The organism is Streptomyces sp. WMMB 714 (assembly GCF_900090125.1).
GTDB classification, from domain to species: domain Bacteria; phylum Actinomycetota; class Actinomycetes; order Streptomycetales; family Streptomycetaceae; genus Streptomyces; species Streptomyces daqingensis.
In genome coordinates, this window is the sequence record NZ_FMHJ01000024.1 from 1 (window position 1) to 13,264 (window position 13,264).

Below are 13,264 nucleotides of genomic sequence, written 5' to 3' on the forward strand. Positions count from 1 at the left end.
CGCCAGGGGAGTTCGGCGGTGATGGTGGTGGGGCCGCCGGTGGGGGAGTCGATGAGGAGGAGGCCGTCGACGGCGTCGAGTCGTTCGGTGAGTCCGGCGAGGCCGGTGCCGGTGTGGGTGTGGGCGCCGCCTTGTCCGTTGTCGGTGACTTGGAGGAGGAGGCGGTCGGGGGTGTGCCAGACGTCGATGCGTGCGGTGGTGGCGCGGGAGTGTTTGGTGATGTTCTGGAGGAGTTCGGAGACGGTGAAGTAGGTGATGCCTTCGATGGCTTGGGCGGGGCGTCGGGGGAGGTCGACGGTGACGGTGACGTCGGCGGTGCAGCGTGCGGCGAGTGCGGAGAGGGCGGGGTCGAGTCCGCGGTCGGTGAGGATGGCGGGGTGGATGCCGCGGGCGAGGTCGCGTAGTTCCTGGAGGGCGAGTTTCACTTCGCCGTGTGCTTCGTCGACCATTTTGGCGGCGGTTTCGGGGTCTTCGAGGAGTTTCTCTTTTGCGAGGCCGAGGTCCATGGCGAGGGTGACGAGGCGTGCTTGTGCGCCGTCGTGGAGGTCGCGTTCGATGCGGCGCAGGTCGGCCGCGGCGGTGTCGGCCACCGAACCACGGTCCGACTCCAGCTCCTCGATGCGCCGCTCCAGTTCGTCGGAGGGCGAGAGCAGGGTGCGTACGAGCGCCCGGTCCACGTTCGTCAGCCCCCGCGCGAGCCACGGCAGCACGGGCCAGGCGACGAAGAGGGCGGGCAGCGTCACGGTGAAGGTCAGCCACCCCCAGGGCAGCCGCAGCAGGAGGTAGAGGGCGTGCCGCCAGGCAACCGAGTCCTTCAACTGGGCCCACACCCAGGACAGGAATCCCGGCTGGCGCGGCCGCACGCTGCTCGGCTCGTCGATGCGCAGGCGCAGCAGCCACCGTGCCCGCGCCCGTTCGAACCGTCCGAGCTGACGGCAGCCGAGCAGCGTGAAGGCGAGCAGCGGCAGGCCGATCACGGTGACGGAGAGCGCCGCACTGGCGTAGATGCAGACGGAGATGTAGGTGAAGCTCACGATGCCGACGGGAAGGTCGCTCAGCAGATGCGCGATCTCCCGCCACGTCTGCCCGCCGAGCGCCACCGCGCGGGGCGGCGGCAGGCGGTCGCCGTGCTGGTCGGGGTCCCCTCCGTGCGGCTGCTCCTGGCGGCCGGGGCGGTACGCGCTCGCGGTCATGCGCCAAGACTGCACCGCGCAGGGGGGTGGCGCCATGGGGTGCGGCGGGGGAACGCGGTGGGGCTAACCCCACCTCCGTCCCGGTGCGTTCCCGGCCGTTCCCGCCGGCGGTGCCCGACCGCGGCGGACAGGCGCGGACAGGCGCGGACAGGGCGGGCCGGGGCGGAAACGGCGGAGCCCGCACGTCCACGCAGGGACGTGCGGGCTCCGCGGTGAGAACCTTCAGGCGTCAGCCGAGCTCGCCGGCAGCCTTCTTGATGTCCGCGGCGAAGTTGCTCACCTCGGTGTAGACACCGGGCTTGCCGGGACGGGCACAGCCCTCGCCCCAGCTGACGATGCCGACCTGGACGAACTCGCCGGCCTCGTCCTTGCGGAAGAGCGGGCCACCGGAGTCGCCCTGGCAGCTGTCGAGGCCGCCCTCGTCGACGCCGGCGCACAGCTCTTCGCCCTCGACGAGCTCGCCGTAGGCCTTCTTGCAGGTCGCGTCGTCGATGAACGGAACGGTGACCTTGAGCAGCTTCTGCTGCTGCTCGCCGCCCTCCTTGTCGGCGCCCCAGCCGGCGACGGTGAGGTCACCCTCGTTGAGGGCCGGGTCCTCGGCTATCGGAAGGGTGGGCTGGTCGATCGGCTTCTCGAGCTTGATCAGCGCCCAGTCCTTGCCCGTGCCGTTGTAGCCGGGGGCCTGCAGGACCTTGGTGGACTTGACCTCGACCTTGTTGGAGTCGTCGAGGTCCACGACGCCGCCGGTGGCGGTGATGCTGGTGTCGTCGCCGCTGCCGTCCACGCAGTGCGCGGCGGTCAGGACGACGTCCTTCTCGAACAGCGCGCCGCCGCAGCCCATGGACAGGCGGACCATCCAGGGGAACTCGCCCTGCTCGGCCGGGGTTCCGCCGACGATCTTCGTGCTGGGGCCGTCCTTCTTCGCCGTGGCGGAGTGCGAGGCCTTGACGTCGTCCGTGCCGGCCATGGCGTTGCCGGCGGCGGTCATGCCCAGGGCGGTGAGCCCGACGGCGGCACCGGCGATGATTCTCACGAGCACCTTGCGGTTCTTCTCCACGGTTCTTCCTCTCGGTGGGGGGTTTGCGCCTGGTCAGGGCCATGACACCCGCGAGGAGATGACATCCTGCAAGATCCCAAGTTCCGGCGGTTATCCGGGAATTGGTCAAGGTCCCGATAGACGCTTTGCGATTCTCTGCCGGTACGTGCGGTCATGGCAAGAGGCGGTTTCCGGCGGCAAGGGGCCCATAAAGGGGCACACACGGCATGCTTTCCGGTCACAGGTCCTGCCCGGTGAAAGTCCGGCGTTACGCCCTAGACTCCCCTGCGTACCGAACGGCGGCGGCGCGTCTCCCCGCGCCCCGTCCGGGACCGAGCACTTCCACCAGCGAGAGAGTGAGGACGGGCAGACGTGCCGGACTACTTCCACGGCTATTCGGTCGTCGGGCTGGTCGCGGTGGTCGGAGTGCTCTTCGTCGCCGTTGCCTTCGGCGCCGGACGGCTGCTGCGGCCCGTGGTGCCGACGCGAGAGAAACTCCTCACCTACGAATGCGGGGTCGACCCCGTCGGCGAAGGCTGGGCGCACACGCAGATCCGCTACTACGTCTACGCGTTCCTGTATGTGATCTTCGCCGTCGATTCGGTCTTCCTCTTCCCCTGGGCGACGGTCTTCGCGGAACCCGGTTTCGGCGGCGTCACGCTCGTGGAGATGTTCGTCTTCCTCGGCTTCCTCACCGTCGGCCTGCTCTACGCATGGAAGAAGGGCGTCCTGGAATGGACGTGACACGTACGACGACCGACCTCCCCGAGCCCCGCCGCCTCGGCCCGCTGGCCCGGCTCGCACCCGAGCCGATGAAGGTGATCCTCAACTGGGGCCGCCGGTACAGCCTGTGGGTCTTCAACTTCGGACTCGCCTGCTGCGCCATCGAGTTCATCGCGGCCTCGATGGCCCGGCACGACTTCATCCGCCTCGGCGTCATCCCGTTCGCGCCGGGGCCGCGGCAGGCGGACCTGATGGTCGTCTCCGGGACGGTGACGGACAAGATGGCGCCCGCGGTGAAGCGGCTGTACGAGCAGATGCCCGAGCCGAAGTACGTGATCTCCTTCGGCGCCTGCTCCAACTGCGGCGGCCCGTACTGGGATTCGTACTCGGTGACCAAGGGCGTCGACCAGATCGTCCCCGTCGACGTGTACGTGCCGGGCTGCCCACCGCGCCCGGAGGCGCTGCTGCAGGGCGTACTGAAGCTCCAGGAGAAGATCGCGCGGGAGTCGACGGCGGAGCGGTACGCAGGCGGCGGACGCGGCCGTCCGTCGGCCGCCGCGCTCACCAGCGGACTGGTCGAGCCGCCCGGGCCCGGGCGGCCACAGGAGGGCGGCCGGTGACGGATTCCGAGAAGCCCGACGAGACCGGGCCGGCCGGGCCGCCCGCCGCTTCCGGCGCGCAGCCCGCGGAGGGGCCCGCCCCCGAGCCCGCGGACGCCCCGGTCGGCTGGCTGCCGCGCGACGCGGTGACGCTCTTCGGCGAGGGCGCGCACGCCGAGGAGGCATACGGCGTGCTGACCGTCGACGTGCCCCCCGGCTCCTGGATCTCCGCTCTCGAAACGGCTCGCGACCGGCTGGGCTGCCGCTACTTCGACTGGCTGAGCGCCGTCGACGAACCCGGCACCGGCTTCCGCGTCTGCGCGCACGTGGTGCTGCTGCCCGCCGTGCACGGCCTGTACGTGCAGCGGCTGCTGCTGCGCACGGCGGTCCCGCACGAGGCGCCCGTGCTCCCGACCGCGACGCCCGTCTACGCGGGTGCCGCGTGGCACGAACGGGAGACGCACGAGATGTTCGGCGTGGAGTTCACCGGCCACCCCGGCCTCACACCGCTGCTCCTCCCCGAGGCTTTCGAAGGGCATCCCCTGCGCAAGGACTTCGTCCTCGCCGCACGCGTGGCGAAGGCATGGCCGGGCGCGAAGGAACCCGGCGAGTCCGAGCACGGCGGCCCCAAGCGCCGCCAGATGCTGCCGCCGGGAGTGCCCGACCCGAACGAATGGGGGCCGCTCAAGGGCCAGTTGCCGCCCGTGCCGTCGCGGCCGGCCCGCGGACGCGCGGGCGGCGCGGCGTCCGGCCGTGCGGCACCGGGGCGCGGCGCGGAGGACCGTCCCGTACGGCGCAGCCGCTCCGCGAGTGCCGGCTCGGCCAGCCAGCGCGGCAAGGCGGGCGGTGCACCGGAGTCTGCGGAGCAGGGTCCCGAGCAGGGCTCCCCGCGGGAGCGGGAGCCCCGGCAGCCCGGGCCGGAGGCCGGGAAGGCCGCGGAGTCGCAGGCCCGCGCCGGGGAGCAGGCGGCCGAACGGGCCGGTGAGCAGGAGCGCCAGTCGCGGGAGGGACCGCGCGCGGAGGGCCGTCCTGCTGCCGGGCCGCGGCCCGCCGGGTCCGCGTCCGAGGCGCCGTGGCACGACGCGCGTCCCGCCTTCGGCGGCGAGGAGCGCGACGGCGGAGACGAGCGGGACGCCGGAGACGCCCCGCAGCGCGGCGAGTCCGGCGAGTCCGGCGGGACGAGCGGCGAAAACGGGCCCGGGCCCGGTGAGAAGAGGCCCGGCGAGGGCACCGGCGGCCGGACGGAGGGCGGTTCCTGATGGATGCGCTCGACGTCCTGTGGCGGCTCCTCGCGGTCCTGCTCGCCTTCCTCGTCCTCCCCCTGCTCGTGGGGCAGGCGGAGCACAAGGCGATGGCCCACATGCAGGGCAGGGTGGGCCCGATGTACGCGGGAGGCTTCCACGGCTGGGCCCAACTCGTGGCCGACGGTGTGAAGTTCGCGCAGAAGGAGGACATCGTCCCCAGCGGCGCCGACCGCAGGGTCTTCCAGCTGGCGCCGGCCGTCGCGCTGCTGCCCTACCTCGTCGTACTGATCGTCATCCCGGTCGGGGACGGCGACCTGGTCGGACAGGTGGTGGACGCCGGAGTCTTCTTCGTCCTCGCCGTGATGGGCGTCGGCGTACTCGGGTCGCTCATGGGCGGCTGGGCGTCGGCCAACAAGTTCTCGCTGCTGGGCGGCCTGCGCACCGCCGCCCAGCTGATGGCCTACGAGCTGCCGATGCTGCTCGCGGCGGCCTCGGTCGCCATGGCCGCGGGCACGCTGTCCCTGCCGGGCATCCTGGACGCGTGGCAGTGGTGGTGGCTGCCCTGGCAGATCGTCGGCGGGCTGGTGTTCTTCACCGCGGGCCTCGCGGAGCTTCAGCGTCCGCCCTTCGACGCCCCCGTGGCCGACTCCGAGATCATCTTCGGTGCCTACACCGAGTACACCGGGCTGCGTTTCGCTCTCTTCCTGCTCGCCGAGTACGCGGGCATCGTCGTGCTCTCCGCGCTGACCGCGGTGCTCTTCCTGGGCGGCTGGCACGGGCCGTTCGCGGACACGCTGGGGTGGGTGTGGACGCTGCTGAAGACGGCCGTCCTCGCCTTCGTCGTCATCTGGCTGCGCGTCAGCTACCCGCGGCTGCGCGAGGACCAGATCCAGCGCGTGGCCTGGACCGTGCTCGTTCCGCTCGCCCTCCTCCAGATCGCCCTCACCGGCGTCGTCAAGGTGGTGATCCAGTAATGGCAGTGCCCGGAGCCGGACTCGCCAAGGGCCTAGCCGTCACCTTGCGCACGATGACCCGCCGCTCGGTCACCGCGCACTATCCGGACGTGCAGCCGGAGCTGCCGCCGCGCAGCCGCGGGGTGATCGGCCTCTTCGAGGAGAACTGCACGGTCTGCATGCTGTGCGCGCGCGAGTGCCCGGACTGGTGCATCTACATCGACTCCCACAAGGAGACGATGCCGGCCGCGGCCCCGGGGGGCCGCGAGCGCAGCCGCAACGTGCTGGACCGGTTCGCCATCGACTTCGCCCTCTGCATGTACTGCGGCATCTGCATCGAGGTGTGCCCCTTCGACGCGCTGTTCTGGTCGCCGGAGTTCGAGTACGCGGAGACCGACATCCGCGACCTGACGCACGAGCGCGACACGCTCCGGGAGTGGATGTGGACCGTGCCGGAGCCGCCCGCGCTCGACGCGGCCGCGGAGGAGCCCAAGGAGCTGGCCGCCGCCCGCAAGTCCGCCGAGAAGCTCGCGGCCAAGGAGGCCGGAGAGGGGCAGCGGCCCTCCGGAGGGCCCCCGTCCGCGTCCCCGCCGCCGACTTCCGACTCGCCGCCGCCACCGCCGGCTGAGCGGCCCGGCCGCGCCGAAGGAGAGGGCGACGCGTGACCCTGACCGAAGCCGGCCACGGCGCCGTGGCCGAAGCGGCCGCCCATCCCGGTTTTCTCTCTCCGACGGGGGTGGAGATCGTCTTCGTGCTGGTCGGTCTGGCGACCCTCGGCGCGGCCGTCGTCACCGTCACCACGAAGCAGCTCGTCCACGCGGCCCTGTGGCTGGTGGCCGCGCTGGGCGGTGTCGCCGTCGAATACCTGCTGCTGACGGCCGAGTTCATCGCCTGGGTACAGGTGCTGATCTACGTGGGCTCGGTCGTCGTCCTGCTGCTGTTCGGGCTGATGCTCACCAAGGCGCCGATAGGGCCGTCGCCGGACGCCGATTCCGGCAACCGCCCGGTCGCCTTCGCCGCCGCTCTCGTCTCCGCCGCCACCCTCGTCACGCTGGTCGTCGACGCCTTCCGCACCACCTGGATCGACCTCGGCACCTCCGGCAGGGGTTCGACGCGTGTCACCGGCGAGGCGCTCTTCCGCGGCTGGGTCCTTCCGTTCGAAGCGCTGTCGGTGCTGTTGCTCGCCGCGCTCGTGGGCGCGATAGTCCTCTCCCGCAAGGGGAAGGCGGCGCGCCCGGGCGAAGGGCACGGCGGCGGTACGAGCGGGCACGGCCGGACGGGCCGGGACGGGGAGGCGCAAGGCTGATGCATCTCGCCTACCCCGCCGTACTCGCGGCTCTGCTGTTCTGCGTCGGCCTGTACGGCGTACTCGCCCGGCGCAACGCGATCCTCGTGCTGATGTCCGTCGAGCTGATGCTCAACGCCGTCAACCTCAACCTCGTCGCCTTCGACGTCTGGCTGCGGGAGCGGCTGCACACCGGGCAGGCGCTCGCCCTCTTCACCATCGCCGTCGCCGCCGCCGAGATCGGCATCGGCCTGGCCATCGTGCTCCTCGTGTACCGCACGCGCGGCAGCTCCGAGATCGACCGGCTCAGAGACCTCCGCGAGACGGACACCGGCCCGGACGCGGGCACCGGCGCCGCGTCCGGTGCGGACGGACCCGAGGAGGGGGCAGGCGTGCAGGCCACCACCGACAGCGGGAGGCAGACCTCGTGAGCACCACGACCCTGGCCGCCCTCGTCCCCCTGCTGCCGTTCCTCGGCGCCGTCGCGGGCCTGCTCACCGGGCGCCGCGCCCCCGGGTTCGCCCAGCCGCTCGCCGTGCTGCCCACGCTCGTCTCCGCGGTCCTGGCCGTCCTCGTCGCCGTACGCCAGGGAGGCGGCGAGCCGCTGCGGGCCGCCGCGGAGCTCACCCCGACGGGCGACGAGTCCCTGCCGATCCAACTCGCCCTGAACGTCGACGGGTTCGCCGCCCTCGTCGCCGTACTCGTCGGCGCCGTCGCCACCTGCGTCCAGCTGTACTCCACCGGCTACCTCCGGGACGACCCGCGCTACGCGAGCTACGCCTCGTTCGTCTCCCTGTTCACCGCCGCGATGCTGCTCGTCGTCTACGCGGACGACCTGATCGTGCTGCTCGTCGGCTGGGAGGTCATGGGCATCTGCTCGTACTTCCTGGTGGGCCACTACTGGGAGACGCGGGCCGCCCGCGACGCCTCCCTCAAGGCGTTCCTCGTCACCAAGCTCGGCGACGTGCCCTTCCTGATCGGCATCCTCGCCCTCGCCACCGAGGCGGGCACCTTCCGGATCAGCGGGATCACCAGCCGTCTCGGGTCGCAGCTCGCCGAGTTCGAACTCGCGCACCCCACGGTCATCGCCCTGCTGCTGCTCGCCGGAGTCGCCGGCAAGTCCGCGCAGTTCCCGCTGCACACCTGGCTCCCGGACGCGATGGCCGGCCCCACACCCGTCTCCGCGCTGATCCACGCAGCGACGATGGTCGCCGCCGGCGTGTACTTCATCGCCCGTCTGCTGCCGGTGTTCGCCGCGTCGGCCGCCGCGATGGTCGTACTGGCCGTCCTGGCGGCGGTCACGATCGTCGGGTCGGGCCTCTCCGCGCTCGCGCAGGACGACGTCAAACGCGTGCTCGCGTACTCCACGATCGGCCAACTCGCCTACATGGCGGGCGCGCTGGCCGTCGCCGACCGCGGCGCGGCCGTCTTCCACCTGCTGGTGCACGGCGCGTTCAAGGCCCTGCTCTTCCTCGCGGCCGGCGTCCTCATCCACGCCGCCGGTACGAACTCCCTCGCCGCCATGTCCCGGATGGGCGGGCTGAGCAAGATCGCCCCGGACGCCTACTGGACGATGACGATCGGCCTGCTGGCCCTGGCGGCGATCCCGCCCTTCAGCGGCTTCTTCTCCAAGGAGGCGGTGCTCGCCGCCGCCGAGCACGCCGCCTTCGGCGACGCCGCCGCCGGCATGACACCCGCGGCGGGCTGGATCGTCCTCGCGGCCGGGATGCTCGGGGCGCTCCTCACCGCCGCCTACGCGGCCCGGCTGTGGCTGCTGGCTTTCCGCGGCGAGGGCCCGCCCGTCCCGGCGGAGGAGCACCGCCGGGAGCCGGCCGTCATGAACGTCGTGCTGTGGGTGCTCGCCCTCCCGTCCCTCGCGCTGGGACTCGCCTACGGCGTCCTGCCGGAGTGGTTCGGCGGCGGCTCCCTGGCCCCGTCCCTCGCGACCTCCGTACTGGCGACGGGTGTCGCGCTCGTCGGCGTCCTCGTGACCTACGGCGCGTGGCGGCAGACCACCGCGCACGCCGCCCCGCGCACGCCCATGGGCGCCGTCGCCGCGCACCCGCGGGGAGACGCCGCCCTCTCCGAGGCCGAGGCCATCGCCACCCACGAACCCGCCTACGGGGACATCGCCTCCGCGCCCGACCCGGCCGACCCCTCCCGGCTGCTGCTCGGGCCGCTGCACGACCCCGCCGCCCACGGCTTCCGCCTCGACGCCGCGTACGCGGCCCTGTTCGTGCGTCCCACGCGGGCGGCCGCCCGGCTCGTCCGCTTCATCGACCGCGAAGTGATCGACACCTACGTGCGCGGCGCGGGCCTCGGGCCCCGGCTCCTCGGCTCGCTCGTCCGCCGTACGCAGACGGGCAACACCCAGACCTACCTCGGCGCGCTGCTCGTGGGGTCGCTGGTGCTCGCGGTGGCCGCCGTCCTCGTCGCCGCCGGATCCCCGGGAGCCTGACCGTGATCTCCGTCAGCAACACAGTCATGCAGGTGCTCCTCGTCGGCGTGCTGCTCCTCCCGCTGGCAGGCTCGGTGGCGGCGCTGCTGCCGGCCCCGCCCGGGCTGCGGGGCCGCGACCCCGGTCAGGCCGTGCTCCGCCACGGCGTGACCGTCACCGGTGCCGTACTCGCCCTGTCCGTCGTGCTCGCTCTCGGCTTCGACACCGGCCGCGCCGGCACCGTGCAGGCGGAGTCGGACGCCGGCTGGATCCCCTCCCTGGGCATCCGCTTCCACCTCGGGGTGGACGGCATCTCCCTGCCGCTGGTCGTGCTGACGGCGCTGCTCACCTTCCTGTGCGCGCTCTACAGCTACGGGGCTCACACCTCCGCGGACCGCGTACCGGCAGCCGCCGGATCCGGCGAGGCCGCCTCCGCAGGCGCCCGGCCCGACGGAGCAACCCCGGCCGGGCCCGCGCACCAGGGCGGCAGCCCGCAGGCGTTCGTCGCGCTGCTGCTCCTCCTGGAGACGGGCATGCTCGCCACCTTCGCGACGCTCGACCTCGTGCTGTTCTTCCTGGCCTTCGAGACGGTGCTCGTCCCGATGTACTTCCTCATCGCCCGCTGGGGCGGCGGGGAAGCCCGCGAACGGGCCCGCGCGGCCTGGAAGTTCATCCTGTACACGCTGCTCGGCTCCGTCGTGATGCTGCTGGGCCTGCTCCTCGTCGGACTGAAGGCCGGCACGTTCGACATGGTCGCGCTCGCGGGCGGCGACCACGCCGGACTCAGCCGCACCACGCAGATCGTCGCCGTGCTGGCGATCGGCGCCGGGCTCGCCGTGAAGACCCCCATGTGGCCGCTGCACAGCTGGCTGCCCGACGCCCACACCGCGGCGCCCACCGTCGGCTCCGTACTGCTGGCGGGCGTCCTGCTGAAGATGGGGACCTACGGGTTCGTCCGCATCCTGCTGCCCGCCGCGCCGGAGGGGATGCAGGTCTTCGCGCCCTACCTGGCGGCCTTCGCCGTGGCCGGCATCGTCTACGGCTCGCTGGCCTGCCTCTCCCTGGCCCGCAGAGGCGCGAAGGGCGACCTCAAGCGCCTCATCGCCTACTCCTCCGTCGGCCACATGGGCTTCGTGCTGCTCGGCATCGCCTCCATGACGCCCTCGGGTGTCAACGGCGCGCTGTTCGCGAACATCGCCCACGGGCTCATCACGGGGCTGCTGTTCTTCCTCGTCGGCGCGCTCAAGGAACGCGCGGGCACCACGGACCTCGACACCCTTTCGGGTGAGAGCGGCGGCGCTCTGTACGGCAGCGCGCCCCGCTTCGGCGGACTGCTGGCGTTCGCCGCCGTGGCCTCGCTGGGACTGCCCGGACTCGCGGGCTTCTGGGGCGAGATGCTCGCCCTGCTCGGCGCGTTCGACCCCGCGGACGGACTCAGCCGCCCCGCTTTCCTCACCTTCACGGCCGTCGCCGCCTTCGGCACCCTGCTGACCGCCGCCTACATGCTCGTCGTCGTACGCCGCGTCTGCATGGGCGACCCGCAGGACGCCCCGCGGCACGCGGGCGGCGGCCGCGAGCGTGCCGAACTGGGCCACCAGGAGACCGGATCCGGCGCGGCCGGAGCGGCGGACCCGGCGACGGTGCGCCTCCCCGACGTCCACAGCTACGAGTACGCCGCGTGGGCACCCCTCGTACTGCTCACGGTCGCGGCCGGACTCTGGCCCGCCCTCCTGATCGGGCTCACCGACCCCGCCGTGCAGAACCTCCTGCCTGGAGTGACCCGATGAGCGCCACGACCGACGTCCACGTTCACGCACCGGCGGCCGACGGAGCACTCACGGCGCCCGCCGGCCCCGCCGCCCAGTCCGTCGACTGGCTCGCCATCGCACCCCCGACGGCGGTGGCCGTCGCCGGGCTGGCCGTCCTCGTCGCCGACCTCTTCCTGCCGGAGCACCGCAAGCGGATTCTCGGCCCCCTCTCCGGGGCGGCACTGCTGCTGGCCGCCGTCCCGCTGCTCTTCCTGCGCACCCGGAACACCGCGACCTTCTGCCTGCCCGACGGCCTCCAGGAGTGCAGCTACTCCGCGGACACCCTCGCGCTCGTACTCCAGTTCCTCGTCCTCGCGGCTGGCTTCGTCACCGTCCTCATCTCCATGCCGGCGGTACGGGACCTGAAGCTGCCCGCCGGGGAGTACTGGTTCCTGCTGCTGTCCGCGACCGCGGGAGCCGCGCTCGTCCCGGCGTCGCGCGACCTCGTCACCCTCGTCATCGCCCTCGAGGTCGCCTCACTGCCCTCGTTCGCGCTCGTCGGACTGCGCCTGGGCAACAGGGGGTCGGCGGAGGCCGCCCTGAAGTTCTTCCTCTCCTCGGTCACCGCCACCGCGGTGACCCTGCTCGGGGCGAGCTTCCTCTACGCCGTCACCGGCACTCTCCACTTCCAGGGGATCAGCGACGGGCTCACCAACACCGACCCGCAGCTGAACCCCCTCGGCTCCGCCGGACTGGCCCTCACGATGGTCGGGTTCGCGTTCAAGGCGTCCGTCGTCCCCTTCCACTTCTGGGTCCCGGACACGTACGTCGGGGCGCCCGTGCCGGTGGCCGCGTTCCTCTCCGTCGTCGGGAAGACCGCCGGCCTCTCGGGGCTCGTCCTGCTGGTCGTCCAGGCGTTCGCGTCCCGCGGCGAGATCTGGGGCCCCGCCCTCGCCGTGCTCGCGGCGGTGACGATGACCGCCGGCAACGCGGCCGCACTGCGCCAGCGCCCCGACCGGGCACACGGTGCGGTACGCCTCCTGGCCTGGTCCTCCGTCGGGCAGGCCGGCTACCTGCTCGTGCCGCTCGCCGCCGCCGCGCCCGAGGCCGGTACGCACCCCGAGCGGGCGCTGTCCTCCGCCGGCGCCACCGTCGCCTACCTGCTGATGTACGCGGCCGTGAACCTCGGCGCCTTCGCCGTCGTCGCCCACATCGGCCGCGCCGGCAGGGCCAACCGCCTCCAGGACTACCGCGGCCTCTACGCCTCCCACCCGCTCGCCGCGCTCGCTCTCGGCTTCTTCCTGCTCTGCCTCGCCGGGCTGCCGCCCGGCGTCATCGGCCTCTTCGCGAAGGTCGCGGTCTTCTCCACGGCCGTCGAGAACGGGCTGGGCTGGCTCGCCGTGATCATGGCCGTGAACGTCGTGATCGCGCTCTACTACTACCTGCGCTGGACCGCGCTCGCATTCCGCGGCGCGGCGCCCGTCGCCGTGGGTGCCGCCGAGCCCGCCGAGCCCGCCGAGGGCGCCGCGAAGCCCGCGGCGGCAGGAGCCGGCGGAGCCGAGCCTCAGCAGCGTCCGAGGATCGCCGCCCCGCTCTCCGCGGGCATCGCCCTGACGGCGGCCGCCGGGATCGTCCTCTCCCTCGACCCCGACCTCGTGCTCACCTTCGCGGCGGGCGGACTCCGCTAGGGCGTGTCTCAACGTCCCGTCTGGGCCGCGGTGCCTGGCACGCACGCTGGCTGCGTTGTCGGTCGTCGGCGCAGCCCGCTGCGCTCTCCTCCCTCCGCCTTGCGATCGCACGCACCAGACGCCGCGTCCCCCGGCCTACGGCCGGACGACGCTACTTTGAGACACGCCCTAGGTGTTCTGTCCATGGAGGTTGGTGACGGTGATCACCGGTAGGTGATCTTGAAATGGGTGAGGGCCTTCTGGCCTGGTGTGTAGCGACGAAACCGCACACCTGGCGACCAGGAAGGCCCTCATGCCGCACCGTAACGCACCGTTGACCGAGACCGGACGGCTGCGTCTGGCCCGCTGTGTGGTCGAG

12 protein-coding genes are annotated in these 13,264 nt (G+C 72.6%); 10 read left to right on the forward strand and 2 right to left on the reverse strand.

Annotated elements, in window-relative coordinates; all coding sequences use genetic code 11:
* Together H181DRAFT_RS27990 and H181DRAFT_RS27995 are read right to left on the reverse strand one after the other, a co-directional pair.
* Nucleotides 1–1,193, reverse strand: a 1,193-nt coding sequence (locus tag H181DRAFT_RS27990) for a sensor histidine kinase (RefSeq protein ID WP_045867255.1), incomplete at its 3' end; no start/stop codon positions are given.
* Between the two features lie 229 nt (nt 1,194–1,422).
* Nucleotides 1,423–2,250, reverse strand: coding sequence for a serine protease (locus H181DRAFT_RS27995; protein ID WP_254666996.1), 828 nt, complete (start codon nt 2,248–2,250; stop codon nt 1,423–1,425).
* Between the two features lie 351 nt (nt 2,251–2,601).
* Here H181DRAFT_RS27995 and H181DRAFT_RS28000 point away from each other — a divergent pair, with 351 nt between their 5' ends.
* The 10 genes from H181DRAFT_RS28000 to H181DRAFT_RS28045 all read left to right on the forward strand — a co-directional run bounded on the left by H181DRAFT_RS28000 (nt 2,602) and on the right by H181DRAFT_RS28045 (nt 12,906).
* Complete coding sequence (locus H181DRAFT_RS28000; protein WP_045867256.1) at nt 2,602–2,973, forward strand: NADH-quinone oxidoreductase subunit A; 372 nt, start codon at nt 2,602–2,604, stop codon at nt 2,971–2,973.
* Nucleotides 2,964–3,572: an NADH-quinone oxidoreductase subunit B gene (locus tag H181DRAFT_RS28005; RefSeq protein WP_045867257.1), complete on the forward strand. Its 609-nt coding sequence runs from the start codon at nt 2,964–2,966 to the stop codon at nt 3,570–3,572. Before H181DRAFT_RS28000 ends, H181DRAFT_RS28005 begins: the two co-directional genes overlap by 10 nt.
* 110 nt (nt 3,573–3,682) lie before the next feature.
* Nucleotides 3,683–4,810, forward strand: coding sequence for an NADH-quinone oxidoreductase subunit C (locus tag H181DRAFT_RS28010; RefSeq protein WP_045867265.1), 1,128 nt, complete (start codon nt 3,683–3,685; stop codon nt 4,808–4,810).
* Nucleotides 4,807–5,769: a complex I subunit 1/NuoH family protein gene (locus H181DRAFT_RS28015; RefSeq protein WP_045867258.1), complete on the forward strand. Its 963-nt coding sequence runs from the start codon at nt 4,807–4,809 to the stop codon at nt 5,767–5,769. Before H181DRAFT_RS28010 ends, H181DRAFT_RS28015 begins: the two co-directional genes overlap by 4 nt.
* Nucleotides 5,769–6,413, forward strand: a complete 645-nt coding sequence (locus tag H181DRAFT_RS28020) for a NuoI/complex I 23 kDa subunit family protein (RefSeq protein WP_045867259.1) — start codon at nt 5,769–5,771, stop codon at nt 6,411–6,413. The genes H181DRAFT_RS28015 and H181DRAFT_RS28020 overlap by 1 nt, the downstream gene beginning before the upstream one ends.
* A complete protein-coding gene (locus H181DRAFT_RS28025) occupies nt 6,410–7,054 on the forward strand; it encodes an NADH-quinone oxidoreductase subunit J family protein (RefSeq protein ID WP_045867260.1) in 645 nt (214 codons plus the stop codon). The genes H181DRAFT_RS28020 and H181DRAFT_RS28025 overlap by 4 nt, the downstream gene beginning before the upstream one ends.
* Entirely contained in the window at nt 7,054–7,464 is a 411-nt protein-coding gene (gene nuoK / locus H181DRAFT_RS28030) for an NADH-quinone oxidoreductase subunit NuoK (protein WP_045867261.1), read from the forward strand. Before H181DRAFT_RS28025 ends, nuoK begins: the two co-directional genes overlap by 1 nt.
* The gene (locus tag H181DRAFT_RS28035; protein ID WP_045867262.1) at nt 7,461–9,491 is read left to right on the forward strand and encodes an NADH-quinone oxidoreductase subunit 5 family protein; all 2,031 of its coding nucleotides are present in this window, start codon (nt 7,461–7,463) and stop codon (nt 9,489–9,491) included. The genes nuoK and H181DRAFT_RS28035 overlap by 4 nt, the downstream gene beginning before the upstream one ends.
* 2 nt (nt 9,492–9,493) lie before the next feature.
* Nucleotides 9,494–11,257: a complex I subunit 4 family protein gene (locus H181DRAFT_RS28040; RefSeq protein ID WP_074468088.1), complete on the forward strand. Its 1,764-nt coding sequence runs from the start codon at nt 9,494–9,496 to the stop codon at nt 11,255–11,257.
* The gene (locus tag H181DRAFT_RS28045; protein ID WP_045867263.1) at nt 11,254–12,906 is read left to right on the forward strand and encodes an NADH-quinone oxidoreductase subunit N; all 1,653 of its coding nucleotides are present in this window, start codon (nt 11,254–11,256) and stop codon (nt 12,904–12,906) included. Before H181DRAFT_RS28040 ends, H181DRAFT_RS28045 begins: the two co-directional genes overlap by 4 nt.
* The last annotated feature ends 358 nt before the right edge of the window (nt 12,907–13,264 follow it).